This is a genomic window from Desulfopila aestuarii DSM 18488 (genome assembly GCF_900143695.1).
GTDB lineage: Bacteria > Desulfobacterota > Desulfobulbia > Desulfobulbales > Desulfocapsaceae > Desulfopila > Desulfopila aestuarii.
The window spans coordinates 143,222-161,142 of the sequence record NZ_FRFE01000005.1 but is presented as its reverse complement, the minus strand read 5'-3'; the positions used below and the strand labels follow the sequence as shown (position 1 = coordinate 161,142).

Sequence of the window (17,921 nt, the reverse complement as noted above, 5' to 3'; positions counted from 1 at the left end):
TTTTACCGCTGGCTGAGGTAAACACCGCTCATGACCACTACTGCTGCCACACATTGGGTGGCAGAGAGAGTTTCACCAAGCACCAGCCATCCGAGAGCAACCGAAAATACGGGAATCAGGTTGACGAAGATTGCCGCCCGGCTTGCCGGAACATGCTTCAGGCTGAAATTGTAGAGGCCGTAGGCACCAAGGGTGATGACAGCGCCGAGGTAGAGGACGGCCAGAGAGCCCACCAGCGGGAAATGGGTGGGCAACGTTGTGCCGGGCAGAAACATCAGTGGAAAAAAGAAGATGCTGCCAATCAGTGCCTGGACGGCGGTAAGCAGAAATGGCGAGTAACGGCTGGTGAGCTGTTTCAGCGAGATAGTGTAGCCGGTCGCGCAGACCATCGCCAGAAATTCATAGAAGTTCCCCAGCACCGGATTTGGTGCATCAGTTGTCGGTGTCGATTCCGCCGTCAGCCAGCAGACTCCCACCACTGCCAGGATCGCCCCGATCCAGGATTTTTTCGTATTGACCTCTTTGAGCAGCAGAGCTGCTGCAATCATGACCAGAATGGGCAGCATGGCTGTGAGCAGTCCGGCCTGGGATGCACTGGTGTTTTCGATGGCCTTAGCTTCAAAAATGAAATAGAGGCAGGGTTCGCAAAAGGCCATGAAGAGGATAGGCTTATAGTCACCCGGGCGGTAATCAAGCGAACGGGCGATCCTCTTGCCAACCAGAAGAAAACATAGGCTTGCCACCAGCATTCTGCCAAAAATGACCACCATCGGGTCGAAGTCACGAAAGGCAATTTTCAGGGCAATAAACGAGCTTGACCAGAGGAGCATTGCCATTAGCAGGGAGAAGGTCGGTAGATTTCGGGCAATGACAGCAGGAGATAGCATCCGGGACTCCGGTTAGACGGTAAATGACAAAATAGTTCGGGATAACGTAGTGAAGATGTCCTTGTAGCACGAAAGGCCTTGGCATAGCAACAGAAGTCTTGGGCGACACGAAGAGCCAGTGTAACGGTACTCGCTGGACATGTTTGATCTTTCCGGCAAATAGGAGGTGTCAGGTTTGATGTTGATATGTCTATGTTAAATAACTGTATATCAGGTATAATACTACGTGAGCATGGAGCGGTGTTGTTGATTTATGAAGCAGGTGGCGGCAGATACGTGCAACATGCGCCTTAGCTGTCATCGGTAGCCGGAAACGAGCCGGTAACACTCTGGTTGGCGGGGTGATTATGAATAACGCTATAACGATACTTGGTATTGATGTCGGTTCCGTAGCGGTTGGGGTAGCCGTGATTGAACGAGACGGTTCTATCCTGCATACCGGCTACCGTTTTCACCATGGGGAAGTTTCGGCAACCATACGACAGTTACTCGACGAGGCGGCGCTTACCCAGATCGACATAGTGGCGATTACCGGTTCGACGCCTGCGGGAGTTCGAAGTGCGCGCCGCTACGATAGCGAGATATGCACCATTACTGCGGCAAAGAGGCTACACCCGGCGATACGGGGGCTGCTCAAAGTGGGTGGAGAGAAATTTAGTTTGTCCACCTTTGATCATGACGGCCACTATCTGGGCAGCCGCACCAATACCTCATGTGCCGCCGGAACCGGCAGTTTCCTCGACCAGCAGGCTGTCCGTCTCCATCTCGGCTCAAGTGAGCAACTTTCTGAAATCGCAGCTCAAAGTTTCTCCAGGTGCCCAAAAATCGCCACACGTTGTGCGGTGTTTGCAAAAACCGACCTGATTCATGCCCAACAGGAGGGCTATAGCCTGGGGGAAATAAGTAACGGCCTCTGTCAGGGACTTGCCAAAAACATCGTTGATACACTCTTTGTCGAAGATACTGTTTCGGCAGGGGAGGTGATTTTTTGTGGTGGTGTTGCCCGAAATGGGGCGGTAGCAGCCCATATCGAAACACTCACCGGGATACACTTTGTCCGTCCGGCTCTCGGCCATCTCTATGGGGCCTTGGGTGCCTGCTTTATGGCTTTAGATGAATTAATATCCCTGGATCTACCTATTGCCGCATCACAACACTTCTCCATCGATGAATTGCTGTTGGCCGAATCTATTGGCCAGAAGGAGTACTATTACCCTCCACTGACCCTTAACCTGTCGACCTATCCCGACTTCACTAGTATCGAGCAGTATCTCGACCGCTCTGAAGGTGAGCCGACGGTGGAGGTCGATATCCACCGTACCATGAATTCCAACACAAACCTGGATGTCTATCTGGGGATCGATGTCGGCTCCACTTCGACCAAAGCGGTATTGATGGATGGTAGTCACGAGGTTGTCGCCGGCCTCTATACCCGTACCGCCGGGCGCCCCCTTGCCGCTGTTCAGGCCCTGTTTAGAGCCATAGACACTATCCAGCGCGAAAAAAAAGTTGAATTTTCAGTTATTCAGTGTGGCAGTACCGGCTCTGGTCGAAAGTTTATCGGTACGCTTATCGGTGCTGATAATATCATTGACGAGATCACCGCCCATGCCCGGGCCGCCTGTCAGTTCAATCCCGAAGTGGATACCATCATCGAGATTGGCGGTCAGGATGCCAAGTTCACCACCCTGCAGGATGGTCGGGTCACCTCATCAACCATGAACAGTGTCTGCGCCGCGGGTACCGGTTCATTTATCGAGGAGCAGGCCGCCAAACTCGGCTGCGCTGTGGAGGACTATTCGTCACGGGCGGAAAACCAGCGTGCGCCCATGGTGAGCGATCGCTGTACGGTGTTTATGGAGCGTGACATCAACCACTATTTGAGTCTTGGCTACACGGTAGATGAGGTGCTGGCTGCCGCTCTCCATGGCGTCAGGGAAAACTATCTGCAGAAAGTCGCTTGCGAAAAGCATATTGGCAAAACCGTGTTCTTTCAGGGCGCGACCGCTAAAAACAAGGCCCTGGTGGCAGCCTTTGAACAACGGTTGGGGCGGCCGATTATCGTCTCGAAATTCTGTCATCTGACCGGAGCGCTGGGCGTCGCCCTGATCTTGAGAGATGAGGGGAAAAACACAACAGATTTCAAGGGATTTTCGCTTTATCGCCAAAAGGTAGAGATTCGGGGCGAGATTTGTGAAATCTGCACCAACCATTGCAAGATCAGTGTTGCCGATGTAGGTGGAACGGAGGTTGCCTATGGCTTTCTCTGCGGCCGCGACTATGGAACGAAAAGTTATGTCTCAGCAAACACCGGTAGTTTCCAGCTGTTACACGAAAGGCGCAGGGTCTGTCACTTTCATCGGAAAACAGAAGAAGGTGAGATACGTATCGGTCTGCCGGCGGCAGTGCACATGGTGGAAGATCTCCCCATGTGGCAATTTTTTTTCGATCAGCTGGGGCTTGTCACTGTCACCAGTGAAGGCTGTCGGGATGGCCAGGTCCAGGGGAAAAAACTGACCCGCGCAGAATTCTGCGCGCCGATAACGGCGATGCACGGTCATGTCGCCTGGTTGCTTGATCGGGCTGATTATATCTTTTTGCCTACCTTTCTTGAAGAAAAAGCCAAAGATGTCCGCCGTCAGTACTGCTACTATACCCAGTTTCTTCCGGCGTTAACCGCATCAATGGCTGGGGATATCGAACACCGGATACTGCGTCCTATAGTCAGGTACCTCTACACTTCATTTCATACCAAAATCGAACTTTACCGGATGATGAAGGACATTGTTCCGAACCGTTGGAACTTTTTCGATGTCGCCCAGGCGTACGACAAGGCCCTCCAATTCAAGAAAGAGGGCAAGGGCCAAATGGTCCGGCTGATGGCTGAGAGAAGAGCTGGCGGCTCTGATGTTCAGGTGGTGTTTGTCGGTAGACCATACAGTGTGCTCTCTCCTGGGTTGAACGGTAATGTCCCAACTATATTCAACAAACTGGGGATCGATACCTTCTATCAGGACATGCTCTCCTACAAACGAGATGAGGTGGCGCATATCCAGCCCCTCCTGGACGAAATACACTGGGAGCACGGGGTGCGGATTCTTGAGGCTGCTGAGGTGATTGCTCAGCGCGATATGCTTTATCCCGTATTTTTAACCTCATTTATGTGTACCCCGGATGCTTTCGTTATCGACTATTTCAAGAAAGTGATGGACAGCCACAATAAGCCTTATCTCATCCTGCAGCTTGACGAACACGATTCCAGCGTTGGCTATGAGACCAGGATCGAGGCGGCTGTTCGTTCATTTCGCAATCACCACAGGAAAAAGCGGCGCTGGCTGGATGTCGACTACACCACCATCAACCCGCGTCTTGACCCTGAGCTCAACCGTAAATATCTGATTTTTCCTAACTGGGACGCTATTACCTGTGGATTGTTGGCTGCGACACTCAGACGGGAAGGGTACAAGGTTGTACTCATGGAGGAAAGTCACCGGATTATCAGGGAAGGGCTTCGCCATAACAGCGGTCAGTGTCTACCCTTGAACATCGTGGCACAGGGGTATATAGAGACCATGCGGTGCCATGACCTCAATCCGGCGGACTGCAGCCTCTGGCTTAACCATGCGACCATATCCTGCAATATCCGCCTGTATCCACATCATATCAAGACGATAATTACGGAACAAGGGTTCGGTGAGGCCGGTGTCTATGTGGGGAAGCTCTCATTTGCCGAGATCTCCTTCCGGGCGGCGGCAAACGCCTATTTTGCCTATATGCTAGGGGGGATGCTGCGTCGGGTCGCCTGCCGGATCAGGCCATATGAGCGAAAGAACGGCGAGACGGACCGGGTGCTGGCAGAAGGTGTTGCCCTGTTATCGGCAGCTTTTGCGGAGGGGCGGGAAAAGGAAGATGCCTTGCGATTCATTGTTTCCCGCTTTGGCGCGATTGCCAGAACCGTGACCCGGAGGCCGAAGGTAGCGATCTTCGGTGATCTCTATGTGCGAGATAACCGGGTCATGAACCAGGATCTGGTCCGGTTCATCGAGATCCATGGCGGCGAGGTGATCACCACCCCTTACAGCGAGTATGCCAAAATGATTGCCCCATCCTATTTTCGCAAATGGTTCAATGAGGGGAAATATCTTGATCTTCTGGCTTACAGGGCGCTGCTGTCAACTATGAGCCGGATGGAAAAAACGTATATGCGGATCTTTGCACCAGTTCTGGGTGGGGAAGTCTTTTCCTATGATGACGATCCTGTACAGGTTCTCAGCGAGTATAATATCCAGCCGGAAAATACCGGCGAGTCGATGGACAACATCCTGAAAATTCATTACATCAAAAAACATTTTCCCGATGTGTCGCTTTTTGTCCAGACCAGTCCGTCGCTTTGTTGTCCTTCCCTTGTCACCGAGGCGATGCGGGATCGTATCGAGAAGAAAACCGGGGTGCCGGTGGTGTCCGTTACCTACGACGGCACCGGAGGGAGTAAGAACGAAGTGATTCTGCCCTATCTGAAATATCCGCGAAACGAGACCCGAAAGGGGGGAGAAACGGGGCAGGAAATACACGGGGCAGCGCGCAGGGAAGGGCCACCTGCTATTGAATCAGTTCCCGGAAATAGACAATGGAAGCAAACTCTGTTGAGTAGCGTACCGGTTGACGAGAACTGGGTTTGGCCACATAGATAAGGTTAGTGAGGCCATAGGTGCGGGCTGCGGTAAGAACATTGGCGTTGTCGTCGACCAGCATGGTTCTGTCTGTGTTAAATCCGAGCATTTTTTCGAGTTTTTCCCAGAAGATTGGCTGCTCTTTGGCCTCGCCAACTTCTTCGGCCGGTATGATCCGGTGAAAGTACGGGCCGATTGTGGTTTTGCCAAGCTTTATGGCGAGGGTCTTTGAGTGGGCGTTGGTGACGAGATAGATGGTTTTGCCGATATTTTTAAGGAAATCTAGAAAATCGATCACGTAGGGGTGGACCTGGATGAGGTGATCGATCTTGCATTTCAGCTCGGGGATATCGAGGCCGAGCTGATCCGACCAGTAGTCGAGATCTGCCCACTGCAATGTTTTTTCAACTCGCCGGTAGCAGGCCAATAGCGCTTTACGCGCCTCCTGGGGCGTGAGATTATTGGCTTCGGCAAAGACCTTCGGGACATATTCTTCCCAGAAAAAATCGTCAAAGTAGCTGTCTAGGAGCGTCCCGTCCATGTCGAGCAGGACGGTATCGATAGTGTCCCAGGAGATTGCGGGGAGGATAGGGGCGAGGTCATCAGTCATGGGTCATCTTCGTCAGGTCGGTGAGTATCTGGCGGGCTACCCCGAAGACCGTTTCCGGGGTGGGCAGCAGTGTAGAGACCACCAGCCGTCCGTCCGGGGTGAGTTTGGTCTTGGCGCCTTTTCTGGTGGCTGCTTTTCCCTGCACATAGTTGAGGAGTTTCTCAGGGGTGACCGGGGTGTCGTTAACAAAGGTGAAAACAAGGGTGTCACGTCCCTTTTCAAGCTTATTGATTCTCAGTGCAGCCAGCTGTTTCTTCAGGGCAACGACAGTGAAGAGGTTATGGGTCTCTTCCGGCAACGGTCCGTAGCGGTCCTCAAGTTCCGCCTGCAGATCGCTGTGCTCGGTCTCGTCGCCGTTAACCAGCGCGGCAATGCGTCGATAGGTGACGTAGCGCTGGCTGATGTCCATCATATAGGGTTCCGGGATATAGGCTGAGACCTGCAGGTTGATCTCAGGATCGAGCTCGTCGACCGGCCGTTCCAGATCGCCTTTCAACGCCCGGGCCTTGAGGTCGGCCACCGTTTTCTGCAGGAGGTCGAGATAGAGGTCATAACCGATAGCGGCGATATGGCCTGACTGGGAGATACCGAGCAGATTACCGCCGCCACGGATCTGCAGATCACTCATGGCGAGTTTGAAGCCGCCGCCGAGTTCATTGCAGTCCATCAGGGCTCGCAATCGATCCCGTGAATCTTTTTTCAGACTGTCAATGGACGGTACCAGCAGGTAGGCAAAGGATTGGGTGGAGGAGCGACCCACTCGCCCGCGCAGCTGGTAGATCTCGGCCAACCCCAGCATGTCGGCACGGTTGATGATGATGGTGTTGGCAGTAGGAATATCGAGACCCGATTCGACGATGGTGGTGCAGACCAGGACATCGATGTCCCGATTCACGAAGGCCACCATGATTTCCTCAAGTTCCTTGCCGGCCATCTGGCCGTGGGCAATGGCCACCCGGGCCTCGGGTACCAGCTTCTGGATCTCCCCGGCTATCTTGTGGATCGACTTGACCCGGTTATGGATAAAAAAGACCTGGCCCTTACGCCGAAGTTCTCGGCTGACTGCTTCCTTGATCACCAGGTTGTCATAGCGGGCGATGAAGGTTTTTACCGGCCGCCGGTGCTCGGGTGGGCTGGAAATGACCGAGAGATCGCGGATACCCAGAAGCGACATCTGCAGGGTACGAGGGATGGGGGTGGCGGTGAGGGTGAGGATATCGACTTCACTCCTCATCTTCTTGATTCGTTCTTTGTGAGCGACGCCGAAACGGTGCTCTTCGTCGACGATGAGAAGTCCGAGATTTTTGAAGACCACATCTTTGGAAAGCAACCGGTGGGTTCCGATAAGAATGTCTATTTTGCCATCTTTTAAGGCCGCGAGCGTCTTACGTTGTTCGGCCGGTGTTCGGAACCGGTTGATACATTCCACGGTTACCGGGAAACCGGCAAGGCGTTCGCGAAAGGTCTTGGTGTGCTGTTCGGCAAGTACTGTGGTCGGCACCAGCACCGCAACCTGCAGGCCGTCCTCAACCACCTTGAAGGTGCCCCGAATCGCCACCTCAGTCTTGCCGTAGCCGACATCGCCGCAGACCAATCGATCCATAGGCTGATCGGAGATGAGGTCAGTGATGACCTCGGTGATCGCCTTGTCCTGGCCAGGGGTCTCGTCATAGGGGAAGGATTCTTCAAGTTCGGCAAAAAGCGGGCCCGGTTTGGAAAAACTTCGTCCCTGCTGCATTTCTCGACGGGCGTAGATATCCAGCAGTTCGTGGGCGACTTTCCATACCTCTTCTTTAACTTTTGCGGTGGTGATCTTCCAGTTCTGAGTACCGAGCTTATCGATTTTCGGTTCTTTATCGGATAACCCCTCATAGCGGCTGATGAGGTTGAGGCGGTCCACCGGCAGGTAGAGCTTGTCGCCGTCGCGGTACTCAATCAACATGAAATCGTTGGTTATCCCCTGGATGTCGATTGTCTGCAATCCCTGGTAATAACCAAGACCGTGGTCGCGGTGGACGACGATATCACCGTCTTGCAACTCGGCAAAGCGGATCGGTTCGCCTTTCTGGCGTTTGCTCTTTTTCTTGCTACCCAATCGCATTTCGCCAAAGAGTTCACTTTCTGAGAGAAAATGGACGCGCTGGTCGATAAGGGAAAAACCGTGGGACAGCTCATGATTGGTAAGGAGCAGGCTGCTGCCACGTTCTGCTGTGAGGCTATCGATTGCCAGTGGCGGTTCGGCGATGGTGATAGTGTGGTGATGTTTGGTGAGCAGCTCGGCCAGGTTTTTTGTGTGACGGCCGGAGCGGCAGCAGAGAACCACCAGATCATCCTGTTCCTGCCAACCCTTGATTCGATCGCTTAAAGGAGCGATCAGGCCGCGACTGGTTCGCTGCAGTGATATCTCCTGCTTCAACAGCTGATGGTTGGTTGTCGAAAACGATAGCTGTGCTCCACTGTCGTGGCTGAAATCGCTAAATAGCAGCTGTTTGCGGGAGGCCAGCTGGCTGTTGATGGTCTCAGTAGAGACAAAGATCGATTCGGGCGAAAGTGCAGGTTGCTGGGCTAAGGCGGCTTCGTGGTAATTGGAGTGGATCCGCTCCGAGACCATCTGCAGGCTCTGGCTGATGGCTTCCGGCTCCAGCATGACCATGACCATCTCCTGCGGGAGATAGTCGAAGACTGTTGAGATGGTTTTGCCCTCTTCGTGATAGAAGAGGGGAAGAAAAAACTCCATGCCGGCGAATCGTCTCCCGGTGGCGACCCGTTCAGAGATACGGGCGGCTTCTTTCTCCTCCCAATTGAGCTCTTCTGCGTGGTGCCTGAACTGACGGGCGATGCGACGGGCCGTGACCTCGTCGCGGTCGATTACCACATCATGGACGGGGAGCAGTATCGCTTCCTCAAGCTCACCGCTTGAACGTTGGCTGATAGGGTCAAAGATTCGTAGAGATTCAATGGTATCACCAAAAAAATCAAGACGCAGTGGCCCATCGTGTACGTCCCCCGCCCCCGTGACAAAAGGTGGTGGGTAAAGATCGAGAATGCCGCCTCGAACAGCCACATCACCAACCGACTGGACCAGCGAGACCTGCTCGTAGCCAAGTCGGGTGAGGCGTGTGAGCAGATCGTCGCGGTCACACTCTTCACCAGCCATAAGGAGTTCGACCGCCCGGCTCAGCACTTCGATTGGGATGACTTTTCGTAAAAGCGCCTCTATCGAGGTGACGACGATGGTTCGTTCATTGTGAGCCCGCAGCTGATACAAGGTGGCAAGGCGGGCAGCCGTGGTCTGTTGGTCGGGACTAAGCGGGGTGTAGGGTGGTATCTCGTAACCGGGATAGACCAGGACGCGGCTGTCGGTGAAGAGACGGAGATCTTGTTCAAATACTGAAACCAGATGTTCGTCGGGGAGGATGCAGCAGCAGCTCACCTCTTTACCCAGCTGGCCACAGAGCCAGGCACCGCTTGCGCCGCGCAGACCACTGACCTGAGTAACGCTTGACTGTTGAAGTTTGGTGAGGAGTTGCTGGATCATCTTGAAAAAAAAGTGCCGGCTGCATTGGGTGCAGCCGGCGTGGTGATTCGTTATTTAGCTACGTTTACGGAATGTTAGAATGTTCCGCCTATGCTGAAGTCAAAGACCGAGGAGTCTTCATCATCCCTGGGATCAAGATTATATCCCCAGACAACGCTGATGGGCCCCATGGGGGAGAGCCAGCGGATACCAAGACCGACTGCCGATTCGGGGTCGTCGTCTGATCGCTGATCTTCATCACCATACACCTGACCGGCGTCGAAGAAGGTAATTCCCTGGATGCCTTGATCCTCAATGATTGGAAAGATAATCTCCACATTGGTATACCACATCTGGTCGCCACCGATACGGTCGCCATCATTCATGGGGCTGATCTTGCCGTACTCAAAACCACGGACCGTGTTGATACCGCCCAGATAAAATCTTTCATAAACGGGAAATTTATCATTCTCATTCTCAAAGGCTTGGCCGGCGGCACCCTTGAGGTGGAGGACAGTTTTCCAGATCAGCGGGAAATACCAGCTGGTAGATGCTTCGATCTTGGTAAACTGGGCATCGCCGCCAAAGGGGCCACCAGCATATTGGGTACTGATCATATGTTTGGAACCTTCGGTGGCACCAAATGTTTTGTTCCTGGTATCACGTACAAGTGACACTCCGACTGAACTGGTTACAGGAACCTTAGCCGACTCCGTGATGACCCAGGAGGCATCGTCGCTGATATCGGAGAGATCAGTGTCAGTATAGGTGTAGTTGCCAAAGATACGCCATTTTTCAATGAGCGGGTAACCGATACGGAGGCCGCCGCCATTCGACTTTTTGGTATAATCGTCATACTCTCGTTCGGTGTTGAACAGATCTGCACCCCAGGACAGTTCAGAATCATTGAGATGGGGGTTGGTGTAGCCCAGATTGTATCGTGAACTCTTACCGCCGACATTGGCACTGAGTGATAGTTGGTCACCGCGGCCGAGGAAGTTGTTCTCGGAGATCGAACCCATGACAATAATTTCGTCCACCGAACTGTAGCCTGCGCCGATACTGAAAGTGCCGGTAGAGCGTTCTTTGACTTCGATGTTGATGTTCATCTTGGCCGGCTCAATGGTTGGTTCGGGGGTGATGTTGACTTCTTCAAAGAACTGCAACCGCTGAAGAGCCTGACTCGATTCACGCAACGCTTTGGAGTTAAACACCCCGCCTTCAGCCAGCCGTATCTCACGCCGGATAACGTTGTCGCGGGTACGGGTGTTGCCCTTGATAATGATCCGGTTGATATAGACCAGCTCACCCTTATTAATCACATAGGTGAGATCAACCCTGCTACCGGATGCGGATTTGTTCATCACCGGCCGAGCTTCGGCAAAGGCGTAGCCTTTTTCGGCATAATAGTCGGTAATGGCCATCACGTCTTCCCGGATGGCGCTGCGGTTTACATATTCTTCATCACGGATGGTGAGCATATCGACAAAAGTAGCTTTGTCACCAAGGAGATCGCCGCTGACATCGACGGTTCCTACTTTAAAACGCGGTCCTTCTTCGATATTGAAGGTCAGGTAGAGCCATTCCTCTTCCTGGCGAATAACCGGTTCGCCGATCCTTGCTTCCATGTAACCGTTGTCATTGTAGAAAGAGACAATCTTGGCTGCGTCTTGCTTGATTTTGTCCATCTCAAGCAGGCCAGATGCGGTAATCCAGCTGAAGAAGCCCTTTTCGCTGGTTTCGATCTGATCGCGAAGCTCGTCGTCGTCAAAGGCGCTGTTGCCATCAAAGGAGATTTCCTTGATATAGATTTTCTCACCTTCGTCGATAGTGTAGGTGACAACTGCGCCCTCTTCGTTGGGAAAGCTGATGTCGGTAGTGACCGTGGTATTATAGTAGCCTTTCGACTTGTACAGTTCCTTGATGGCTTCGGCCCCGGCATTTACCGCGGCCGGATTGAGGATGAAGTGCTCACGGATATTAGCGGCACCTTTGACATCCTCTTCGCTCAGTTCATCGGTGCCGCTGAAGGTAACAGCGGCGATGGTGGGTTTTTCGACAACCTTGAAGACCACATTCTTACCTTTCGGACCGTCGGTAACATCGATTTGGACATCGTTGAAATAACCCATGGAGTAGATGGCTTTAAGGTCTTCCCGAAGGGTTGCCGGGTTATAGGCGCCGCCAGCCCTGCTATTGATCTTTCTGAGAATTGCGCCGGAATCGATCCGTTTGTTGCCTTCAGGAGCAATGGTGCCGATTCTGAGATCGCGTTCGGTGTAGGCCAGGACATCAAGAACGACACTGTTGATGGCGGTAGTAAGTTCATCGACGTTGTTGGCTTTGCTGAAAAAGTATTTGGGACTATTGGGGGTTAATGCATCAAAGACCTTCAAATCAACACTGATTTGTTTGCCGATAACGGTCAGATTGCCAGCTGCCACATTGTCATTGCCGGTGGCTTTGCTGATAGATTGAAGTGCTGCGGGCGGTGGAGGCCAGCTACCCTGATAGTTCGCCATGCTCTCAGCCTTTGGGCGCGGCATAAGAGAGATACCGTGGGCGGCGAGCGATTCGGAAAAGAGTTTGTCGGCGCGCACGGTGAGTTCTTGCACGTCTTTGCCGCTGTTAATTTTCAGTGGGAGAAAAGCGGTGGAAAGGGTGGCGGCCGAAACCGACAACGGTGCAAGCAGGAAATAGAGAGCAAAGCAAAGCACGGTTAACTTTACAGCGGTACAGGCTCGAGATGACGAAACCGGTAGTTGCCTGAAAAAGTTCATAGGAATTCCTTTGATGTGGGCAGAATCGAAAAAACAGTGGTCGTCATGACCAAGAGGTCATAGTACAATAGTGAGTGGAAAATATTCGTTTTTTACCGGTTGCGTCAAATGTTGAGGACGCAGACGGTTAAGCATTTCGGTACGTCGAAGCAGGGCATCGTTCGCGTGCTTTTCAGGTTTCTTGCACGACTGTCAGCCTGTTGATTTCAATTGCGAAACACGTGGCTGTTGTTCATGATTGAGCCTGCTGAAAACCCCGCCCATTATGCCATGTTTCGCAGAAAATGCAAAGGTTGCAGATCAATGGCCAAAGAAAAAGATGTTGTATGATCTTGTGGGTGTAATGGTCGTTATTTCGATGCCTTCTGGTTTCTTGGCTGTCAGCTTGCGGGGTTTCCGTCACGTCAGGCAGTCTTTGGCCGACAGGGCTGTATGGTGTGAATACGAGATGGGGCTCCGGGACTCCATTTCCTTTTATTTTTGCGAGGGTGAAACATGTCACGCGCATTCCTCAACCGTTGGCTGGAATCATTTCTGGGGCTGGTATTGCCGGAAAGGTGCAGGCTCTGTAACAGTTATCTGCCCCAGCACTTCCCTAAAGGAATTTGCAGTTCCTGTAGATCCCGTATCGTCTATATGGACGCTGCCGTCTGTCGAAAATGTGGGGGACTTCTCCGAAGTGGCGCGGCTGCCGGTTTTTTGTGTGGATCCTGTATCCGGCGACCGCCACCATGGGACCATGCCCGATCGGTGGTCCGCTATGGCCCGGAAGTGCGCCAGCTGTTGCTCAGGTTGAAATATCAGGCGGACACCACTGTTCTGCCGGCATTGTCAACCATCGTGCACCCTGTATTGACAACATTTGATCACTCATGGGACTATGTCCTGCCTGTACCGTTGCACCGGACCAGATTGCAGCGGCGAGGGATGAACCAGGCACTGTCGCTTGCTACGATCCTTTTCCCCGGTGCAGAGAAGCGAATCGATCCACATCTGTTACAGCGAAAAAGGGCAACTTCACCCCAGACAGGCCTCGATGGCGCAGATCGGCGAAGAAACCTGCGTGGTGCGTTTGAAATTGCCGAATCAAGGTCGCTCGTCGGAGCACGGGTTGTTATCGTTGATGACGTTTTCACCACTGGCACTACTATGATGGAGTGTGCGCGGGTAGTACGACGGGCAGGAGCTGCTGAAATTGGGGTAATTACCCTTGCCAGGGTAGTGATGAGCGAGTGAAAAACGGGATGGGGCACACTTGGGCCACCTATTTATATGGTGTGCGAAATACAAGGTCTCAAGCAGAATAAAATGACCGTAGCAAGACGAGCCATCGCGTCAAGTCAGCATGTTATCTCAGAGAGGTATTGTTTAATGTTGTTTATGAAATGGATAAATTTTAATGAAAAAAAAGTTTGCATGGCGGGCTCGCTATAAGGCCCTGATTTACTGTGGTCTCCGATGTTCATTCGAGTAATATGGCGCAAATTTGAGCAATATAGAGATATTTCGATATGGGTGGAGTTTAACGAAAATCTTAATATGTTGATAACTTTTCCCTTCTCTCTCTAAAGCCCTTATTTGACGTGGGTCTGGGGAGGGGGAGAGGAAGAACCTATTTTTGCAGACAAAAGTGAAAGAGAACGGGGGAAAGCCAGGAACTGCCGGTCTTTGCAAAGATCCTAATAAACAGCTGCCTTGATAAGAAAATTTGGCAAAATTGTCTTTGACGAGGAACTCGGTCTTGGGTATTCATCATGCACGAATCGTTTGGTGGCTCTGTCGTTCACCGGACTCGTATCATCTGTTTCAGTTTTGCTTCAGCACGGTGTCTCCGGCCCCGTTTTCGGGGAGTACGAGACGAGATAATAGTCGTTGTCGGTTTCCAATTTTACGCCATATTGGTTGTAATCGGATTTTTGTTTGGTATTGCGGAAAAAAATATGCTTTGGGAAAAAACACAGGAAATTTTGAAGGACACCCTCTCCGGTGCTGTCTATCAGCTCTGGATCGAGCCCTTGAAATGTGTTGAGGTGCGGGATGACGCCATCTATCTGCTGAGTCCTGATAGATACTTCAGTGCTTATGTCGCGCAGAAATTTCTCTCTGTCATTGAAGCTACCGTAAAGGAATCTGGTTCGGTGCAGAGGAAGGTGATCCTCTGCGAAGATGAACGTGCACATCAGACTCTTCAGGTCACTGCGGCCAGAGGACAGTTGCGGTTGCCGAATGTTCCGGAGAATAACTCCTGTGTCCGGTCATTGCATCCCCGCTATACCTTTGACGAATTCATGGTTGGGGATTCAAACATTCTGGCAGAGTCCGCCTGCCGGGCCATTACCACTCAGGATGACTCCATCGGTCCTTGCCTCTATATTAACAGTTCCACCGGACTTGGCAAAAGTCATCTGACCCACGCCATTGCCCATAAAATGATCGTCGACTCACCCATGACTCGCCTGCATTACGTCACCGCCCAGCAGTTCTCCTCGGAGATGGTGAAGAATATCCAGAACCGAAGCATGGATGTCTTTAAGCGAAAGTACCATAATCAGTGTGATATCCTGCTGGTTGAAGATATTCACTCCCTTGCCGGCAAGAAAAAGACCCAGGAAGAACTCAATGAAGTGCTCGATTGTCTGATTAAATCAGGTAAGCGGGTAGTGCTGACTGCCAATCAGGGGCCCCGTGAACTGAGCGGGATTGATGAGGAGTTTCGCTCGCGAATGTCTTCCGGACTGGTGACCATGATCAAGGAACCGGATCTTAACACCCGTTTCAGGATCATTGGCAAAAAAGCGGTGCAGCACAAGATCGAGCTCGGAGAAGATGGGGCCGGATATCTGGCCCAGCATATCCGCGGCGATGTTCGCCAGGTGGAATCAGCCATTGTGGCCATTCGCGCCAAGGCCCGCTTGAATGGCGGTCACGTTGACATGGACCTGATCCGCGAAGTGGTCACCAGTGTAGTGGGAACAGACAAGGTACTGACCATTGAGATGATCAGCGAGCTCATCGCCAGGCAGTTCAAGGTCAGCATCTCCGACATGAAATCGAAGTCACGTAAGAAAACACTGACGTTTCCGCGGCAGGTGGCTATGTATCTCTGTCGGAAATATACTGACGACTCACTGGCCGATATCGGCAAGGCCTTCAACCGTGACCACTCCACGGTTATGCATTCCATCAAGAAAGTGACCACCATGTCCGCACGTGACATATCTGTCGGTGCTCAGGTCAAGCTTTTAAGCGACAAAGTTCAGAGTCTCTGATTGGGGCAGCGTTTCCAGTAAATAAAAGGCCGGAACCCGATTTGAGGTTCCGGCCTTTTGTTTTTTGTGCAGTGCTCGTTTCAGAAATAGACTTTTTTCACCTCGGCAGCCCCGCAGGTACTGGTTGAGTCGTGAAGAACAGCTTCAGCCACCCGGGTAGCGGTCTTCATCATATCATTTAAGCCGATTCCTTCCCAGCCAAAGCCGCAGACATGAAGGCCGTGATTGTCGCGAATCAGTTCATCGCGCCGGGTGAGCAGCTTTGTGTAGCCCTGTTCCAGCTGGGGAATGCCACCGTCGGAGCGGAGAACCGTGGTGTAGATCGGCTTTTGCCTGATATCCAGGATGTCCTGGACATCGGCCAACGCTCTTTCGATCAGTTCTTCCCGGTGAAGTTCGAGCCGTTCGGGATGCCGGCGGCCGCCAATGAGGGTTTCAAACAGCACGTGGCCGGCAGGAGCACGGCCTGGGAACATGTTGGAAGAAAAGAGCGAACCGAGGGTGAAGCGCTGTTCCGATTCCGGGGTGAGGTAACCAAAACCCGGTGGGAGTGTGACACCGGGGCCAAAACCGAAGACCACGGTGGAAATCCAGGTTTCGGGTACCCGAACAGTGGCCAACTCGGGAGCGATGTCAGACAGTAACTTCAACGAAACGTTTATAGGTGCGGCGATCACCAGGTTGTCGGCGGTAAGAGGACCGCTACAGGTGATAACCTGCCATCGTCCGTTTTCGCGCCCGATCGAGGTGGCTCCGCAGTTCAACTGCAGATTGACACCTGGGGTGAGTAACTCGGTGAGGCGCTCGGGCAGTCGAGCCATACCGTTGGCAAAACTGGTCATGGCCGGCATGGCCAACTTCTTTTTCTCGCCCCCCTCTTTTCTCTTGGCCAGCATTTGGGCTGCCAGCCCGCGCAGCATTGAGCCGTGTTCTTTTTCCAGAGCGCGTATCCCAGGCATGACCGCATCGATGGCCAGCCGATCAAAGTCTCCCGCGTATGTTCCGGTGAAGACTGCATCGGCAAAAGGCAGCAGGGCCGGACCGAAACGGTGATTGACCCATTTTGCCACGGTAGGTTCGCCTTCGAGCGGAGGCTGAAACCATTCCCCCAGCACTCTAAGCTTATCTTTCCAGGAGATGAGTGGAGCAAAAGCAATTTTTTTAGGAGTCTGGGGGATGCACTGCAGTTTGCCTCGCAAATAGACGTAGCGGACAAAGTCGATCAGAGGGGCCTTGACGCATTCCCGGTCAAGACCGGTTTCGGCGAGTATGTCTTTGCTTTCCTGGCAGTTGTCGAGAAAGCCGTGGGGGCCGATTTCAGAGATGAAACCGTTTTCCCGATTGGTGCGGATAACACCGCCTGTGGAACCGTTCTTTTCAAGCAGTAAAAAACGGTGTTCAGGTTCCTGCAGGCGCAGTTTATGGGCGACGGTAAGGCCTGAGAGGCCTCCGCCAATAATGAGAGTTTGATAATGTGTGGTCATTTGAGAGTTGCAGTAAGCGTTGTCTGATTGAGAAGAATTTCGACCCAGCCGCCATTTCTGAACATGCCGGGATTGATAATGTGGGTTTTACCGATCCAGTCTTCACCTTGGGCCTCATGGATATGGCCGGTAAGACAGAGCTCGGGTTGGTAGGTTTCGATAAAGGCACGGACGGCCGATGATCCCACATGCCGCCCGTCCCGCAAACGGTCTACCAAGGTATCCCGGGGAGGGGTGTGGGAGACAAGGATGGTTGGGAGCCTCTCTTTGCCGTAATGCATCAGGGAGCGGTATTCTGCTGCCATATTGTAACCGCGCATCAGGATTTCGTTTATCTCGCTTTCACTGTATTCGGTCGGGGTGCGAAAGGGGGTGATGTTGGAGCCTCCTGCTCCGATCAGCCACAATTTACCTTGAATAAGCCGGGCCTGCCCGTGCAGATTCATGTCGAGCTGGTCAAGATAGTCGTTGATCTCGAAATGATCAAGATTGCCGATAACAGCAAGAACATTTGGGTTCACCGCAAGCAATTCATCCAGCACCTCTTTGGCGTCCTTGTTTTTGCCGTAGTTGGTGAGATCGCCGGTGGCTATGAGCAACTCAGCACTGTCAGCACCGGGAATACATCGGCACTGCCGACCACTCATATGTATATCGCCGAAGGCAACAATTCTCATATTGTTATCCCTTATGTCATGAAGCTT

Annotated in this window: 9 protein-coding genes; 3 read left to right on the top strand and 6 right to left on the bottom strand. The window is 52.5% G+C overall.

Going from position 1 to position 17,921, the window contains the following annotated elements:
• Positions 1-2 precede the first annotated feature (2 nt).
• Positions 3-887, bottom strand: coding sequence for a DMT family transporter (locus BUF15_RS07065; protein ID WP_073612764.1), 885 nt, complete (start codon positions 885-887; stop codon positions 3-5).
• 347 nt (positions 888-1,234) lie between these two features.
• Here BUF15_RS07065 and BUF15_RS07060 point away from each other — a divergent pair, with 347 nt between their 5' ends.
• Complete coding sequence (locus BUF15_RS07060; protein WP_073612763.1) at positions 1,235-5,578, top strand: acyl-CoA dehydratase activase; 4,344 nt, start codon at positions 1,235-1,237, stop codon at positions 5,576-5,578.
• On the opposite strand, the gene BUF15_RS07055 is transcribed toward BUF15_RS07060, so the two are convergent.
• From BUF15_RS07055 to bamA, 3 genes are all read right to left on the bottom strand, one after another.
• Entirely contained in the window at positions 5,487-6,167 is a 681-nt protein-coding gene (locus BUF15_RS07055) for an HAD family hydrolase (RefSeq protein WP_073612762.1), read from the bottom strand. The two genes, BUF15_RS07060 and BUF15_RS07055, sit on opposite strands and share 92 nt — an antisense overlap.
• Positions 6,160-9,705, bottom strand: a complete 3,546-nt coding sequence (gene mfd / locus BUF15_RS07050; protein WP_084553649.1) for a transcription-repair coupling factor — start codon at positions 9,703-9,705, stop codon at positions 6,160-6,162. The genes BUF15_RS07055 and mfd overlap by 8 nt, the downstream gene beginning before the upstream one ends.
• Before the next feature lie 74 nt (positions 9,706-9,779).
• On the bottom strand, positions 9,780-12,464 hold the full coding sequence (gene bamA, locus BUF15_RS07045) for an outer membrane protein assembly factor BamA (protein WP_073612761.1): 2,685 nt from the start codon (positions 12,462-12,464) through the stop codon (positions 9,780-9,782).
• Positions 12,465-12,959: 495 nt separating this feature from the next.
• On the opposite strand from bamA, the gene BUF15_RS07040 reads away from it, so the two are divergent.
• Both BUF15_RS07040 and dnaA read left to right on the top strand, forming a co-directional pair.
• Positions 12,960-13,700, top strand: coding sequence for a ComF family protein (locus BUF15_RS07040; protein ID WP_084553637.1), 741 nt, complete (start codon positions 12,960-12,962; stop codon positions 13,698-13,700).
• A gap of 704 nt (positions 13,701-14,404) precedes the next feature.
• Positions 14,405-15,733 (top strand): chromosomal replication initiator protein DnaA, encoded by a 1,329-nt coding sequence (gene dnaA, locus BUF15_RS07035; RefSeq protein WP_073612868.1) that lies wholly within the window; start codon positions 14,405-14,407, stop codon positions 15,731-15,733.
• 80 nt (positions 15,734-15,813) lie between these two features.
• Here dnaA and hemG read toward each other — a convergent pair whose 3' ends face one another.
• Both hemG and BUF15_RS07025 read right to left on the bottom strand, forming a co-directional pair.
• Entirely contained in the window at positions 15,814-17,217 is a 1,404-nt protein-coding gene (hemG, locus tag BUF15_RS07030) for a protoporphyrinogen oxidase (protein WP_073612759.1), read from the bottom strand.
• Positions 17,214-17,894, bottom strand: a complete 681-nt coding sequence (locus BUF15_RS07025; RefSeq protein ID WP_073612758.1) for a metallophosphoesterase — start codon at positions 17,892-17,894, stop codon at positions 17,214-17,216. The genes hemG and BUF15_RS07025 overlap by 4 nt, the downstream gene beginning before the upstream one ends.
• Between the last annotated feature and the right edge of the window lie 27 nt (positions 17,895-17,921).

What these genes read in the sequence shown, in the direction of transcription:
- BUF15_RS07060 (WP_073612763.1), top strand. Translation starts at nt 1,235, where the DNA reads ATGAATAACGCTATAACGATACTTGGTATTGATGTCGGTTCCGTAGCG.
- bamA (WP_073612761.1), bottom strand. Translation starts at nt 12,464, where the DNA reads ATGAACTTTTTCAGGCAACTACCGGTTTCGTCATCTCGAGCCTGTACC.
- mfd (WP_084553649.1), bottom strand. Translation starts at nt 9,705, where the DNA reads ATGATCCAGCAACTCCTCACCAAACTTCAACAGTCAAGCGTTACTCAG.
- hemG (WP_073612759.1), bottom strand. Translation starts at nt 17,217, where the DNA reads ATGACCACACATTATCAAACTCTCATTATTGGCGGAGGCCTCTCAGGC.
- dnaA (WP_073612868.1), top strand. Translation starts at nt 14,405, where the DNA reads ATGCTTTGGGAAAAAACACAGGAAATTTTGAAGGACACCCTCTCCGGT.
- BUF15_RS07055 (WP_073612762.1), bottom strand. Translation starts at nt 6,167, where the DNA reads ATGACTGATGACCTCGCCCCTATCCTCCCCGCAATCTCCTGGGACACT.
- BUF15_RS07025 (WP_073612758.1), bottom strand. Translation starts at nt 17,894, where the DNA reads ATGAGAATTGTTGCCTTCGGCGATATACATATGAGTGGTCGGCAGTGC.
- BUF15_RS07065 (WP_073612764.1), bottom strand. Translation starts at nt 887, where the DNA reads ATGCTATCTCCTGCTGTCATTGCCCGAAATCTACCGACCTTCTCCCTG.
- BUF15_RS07040 (WP_084553637.1), top strand. Translation starts at nt 12,960, where the DNA reads ATGTCACGCGCATTCCTCAACCGTTGGCTGGAATCATTTCTGGGGCTG.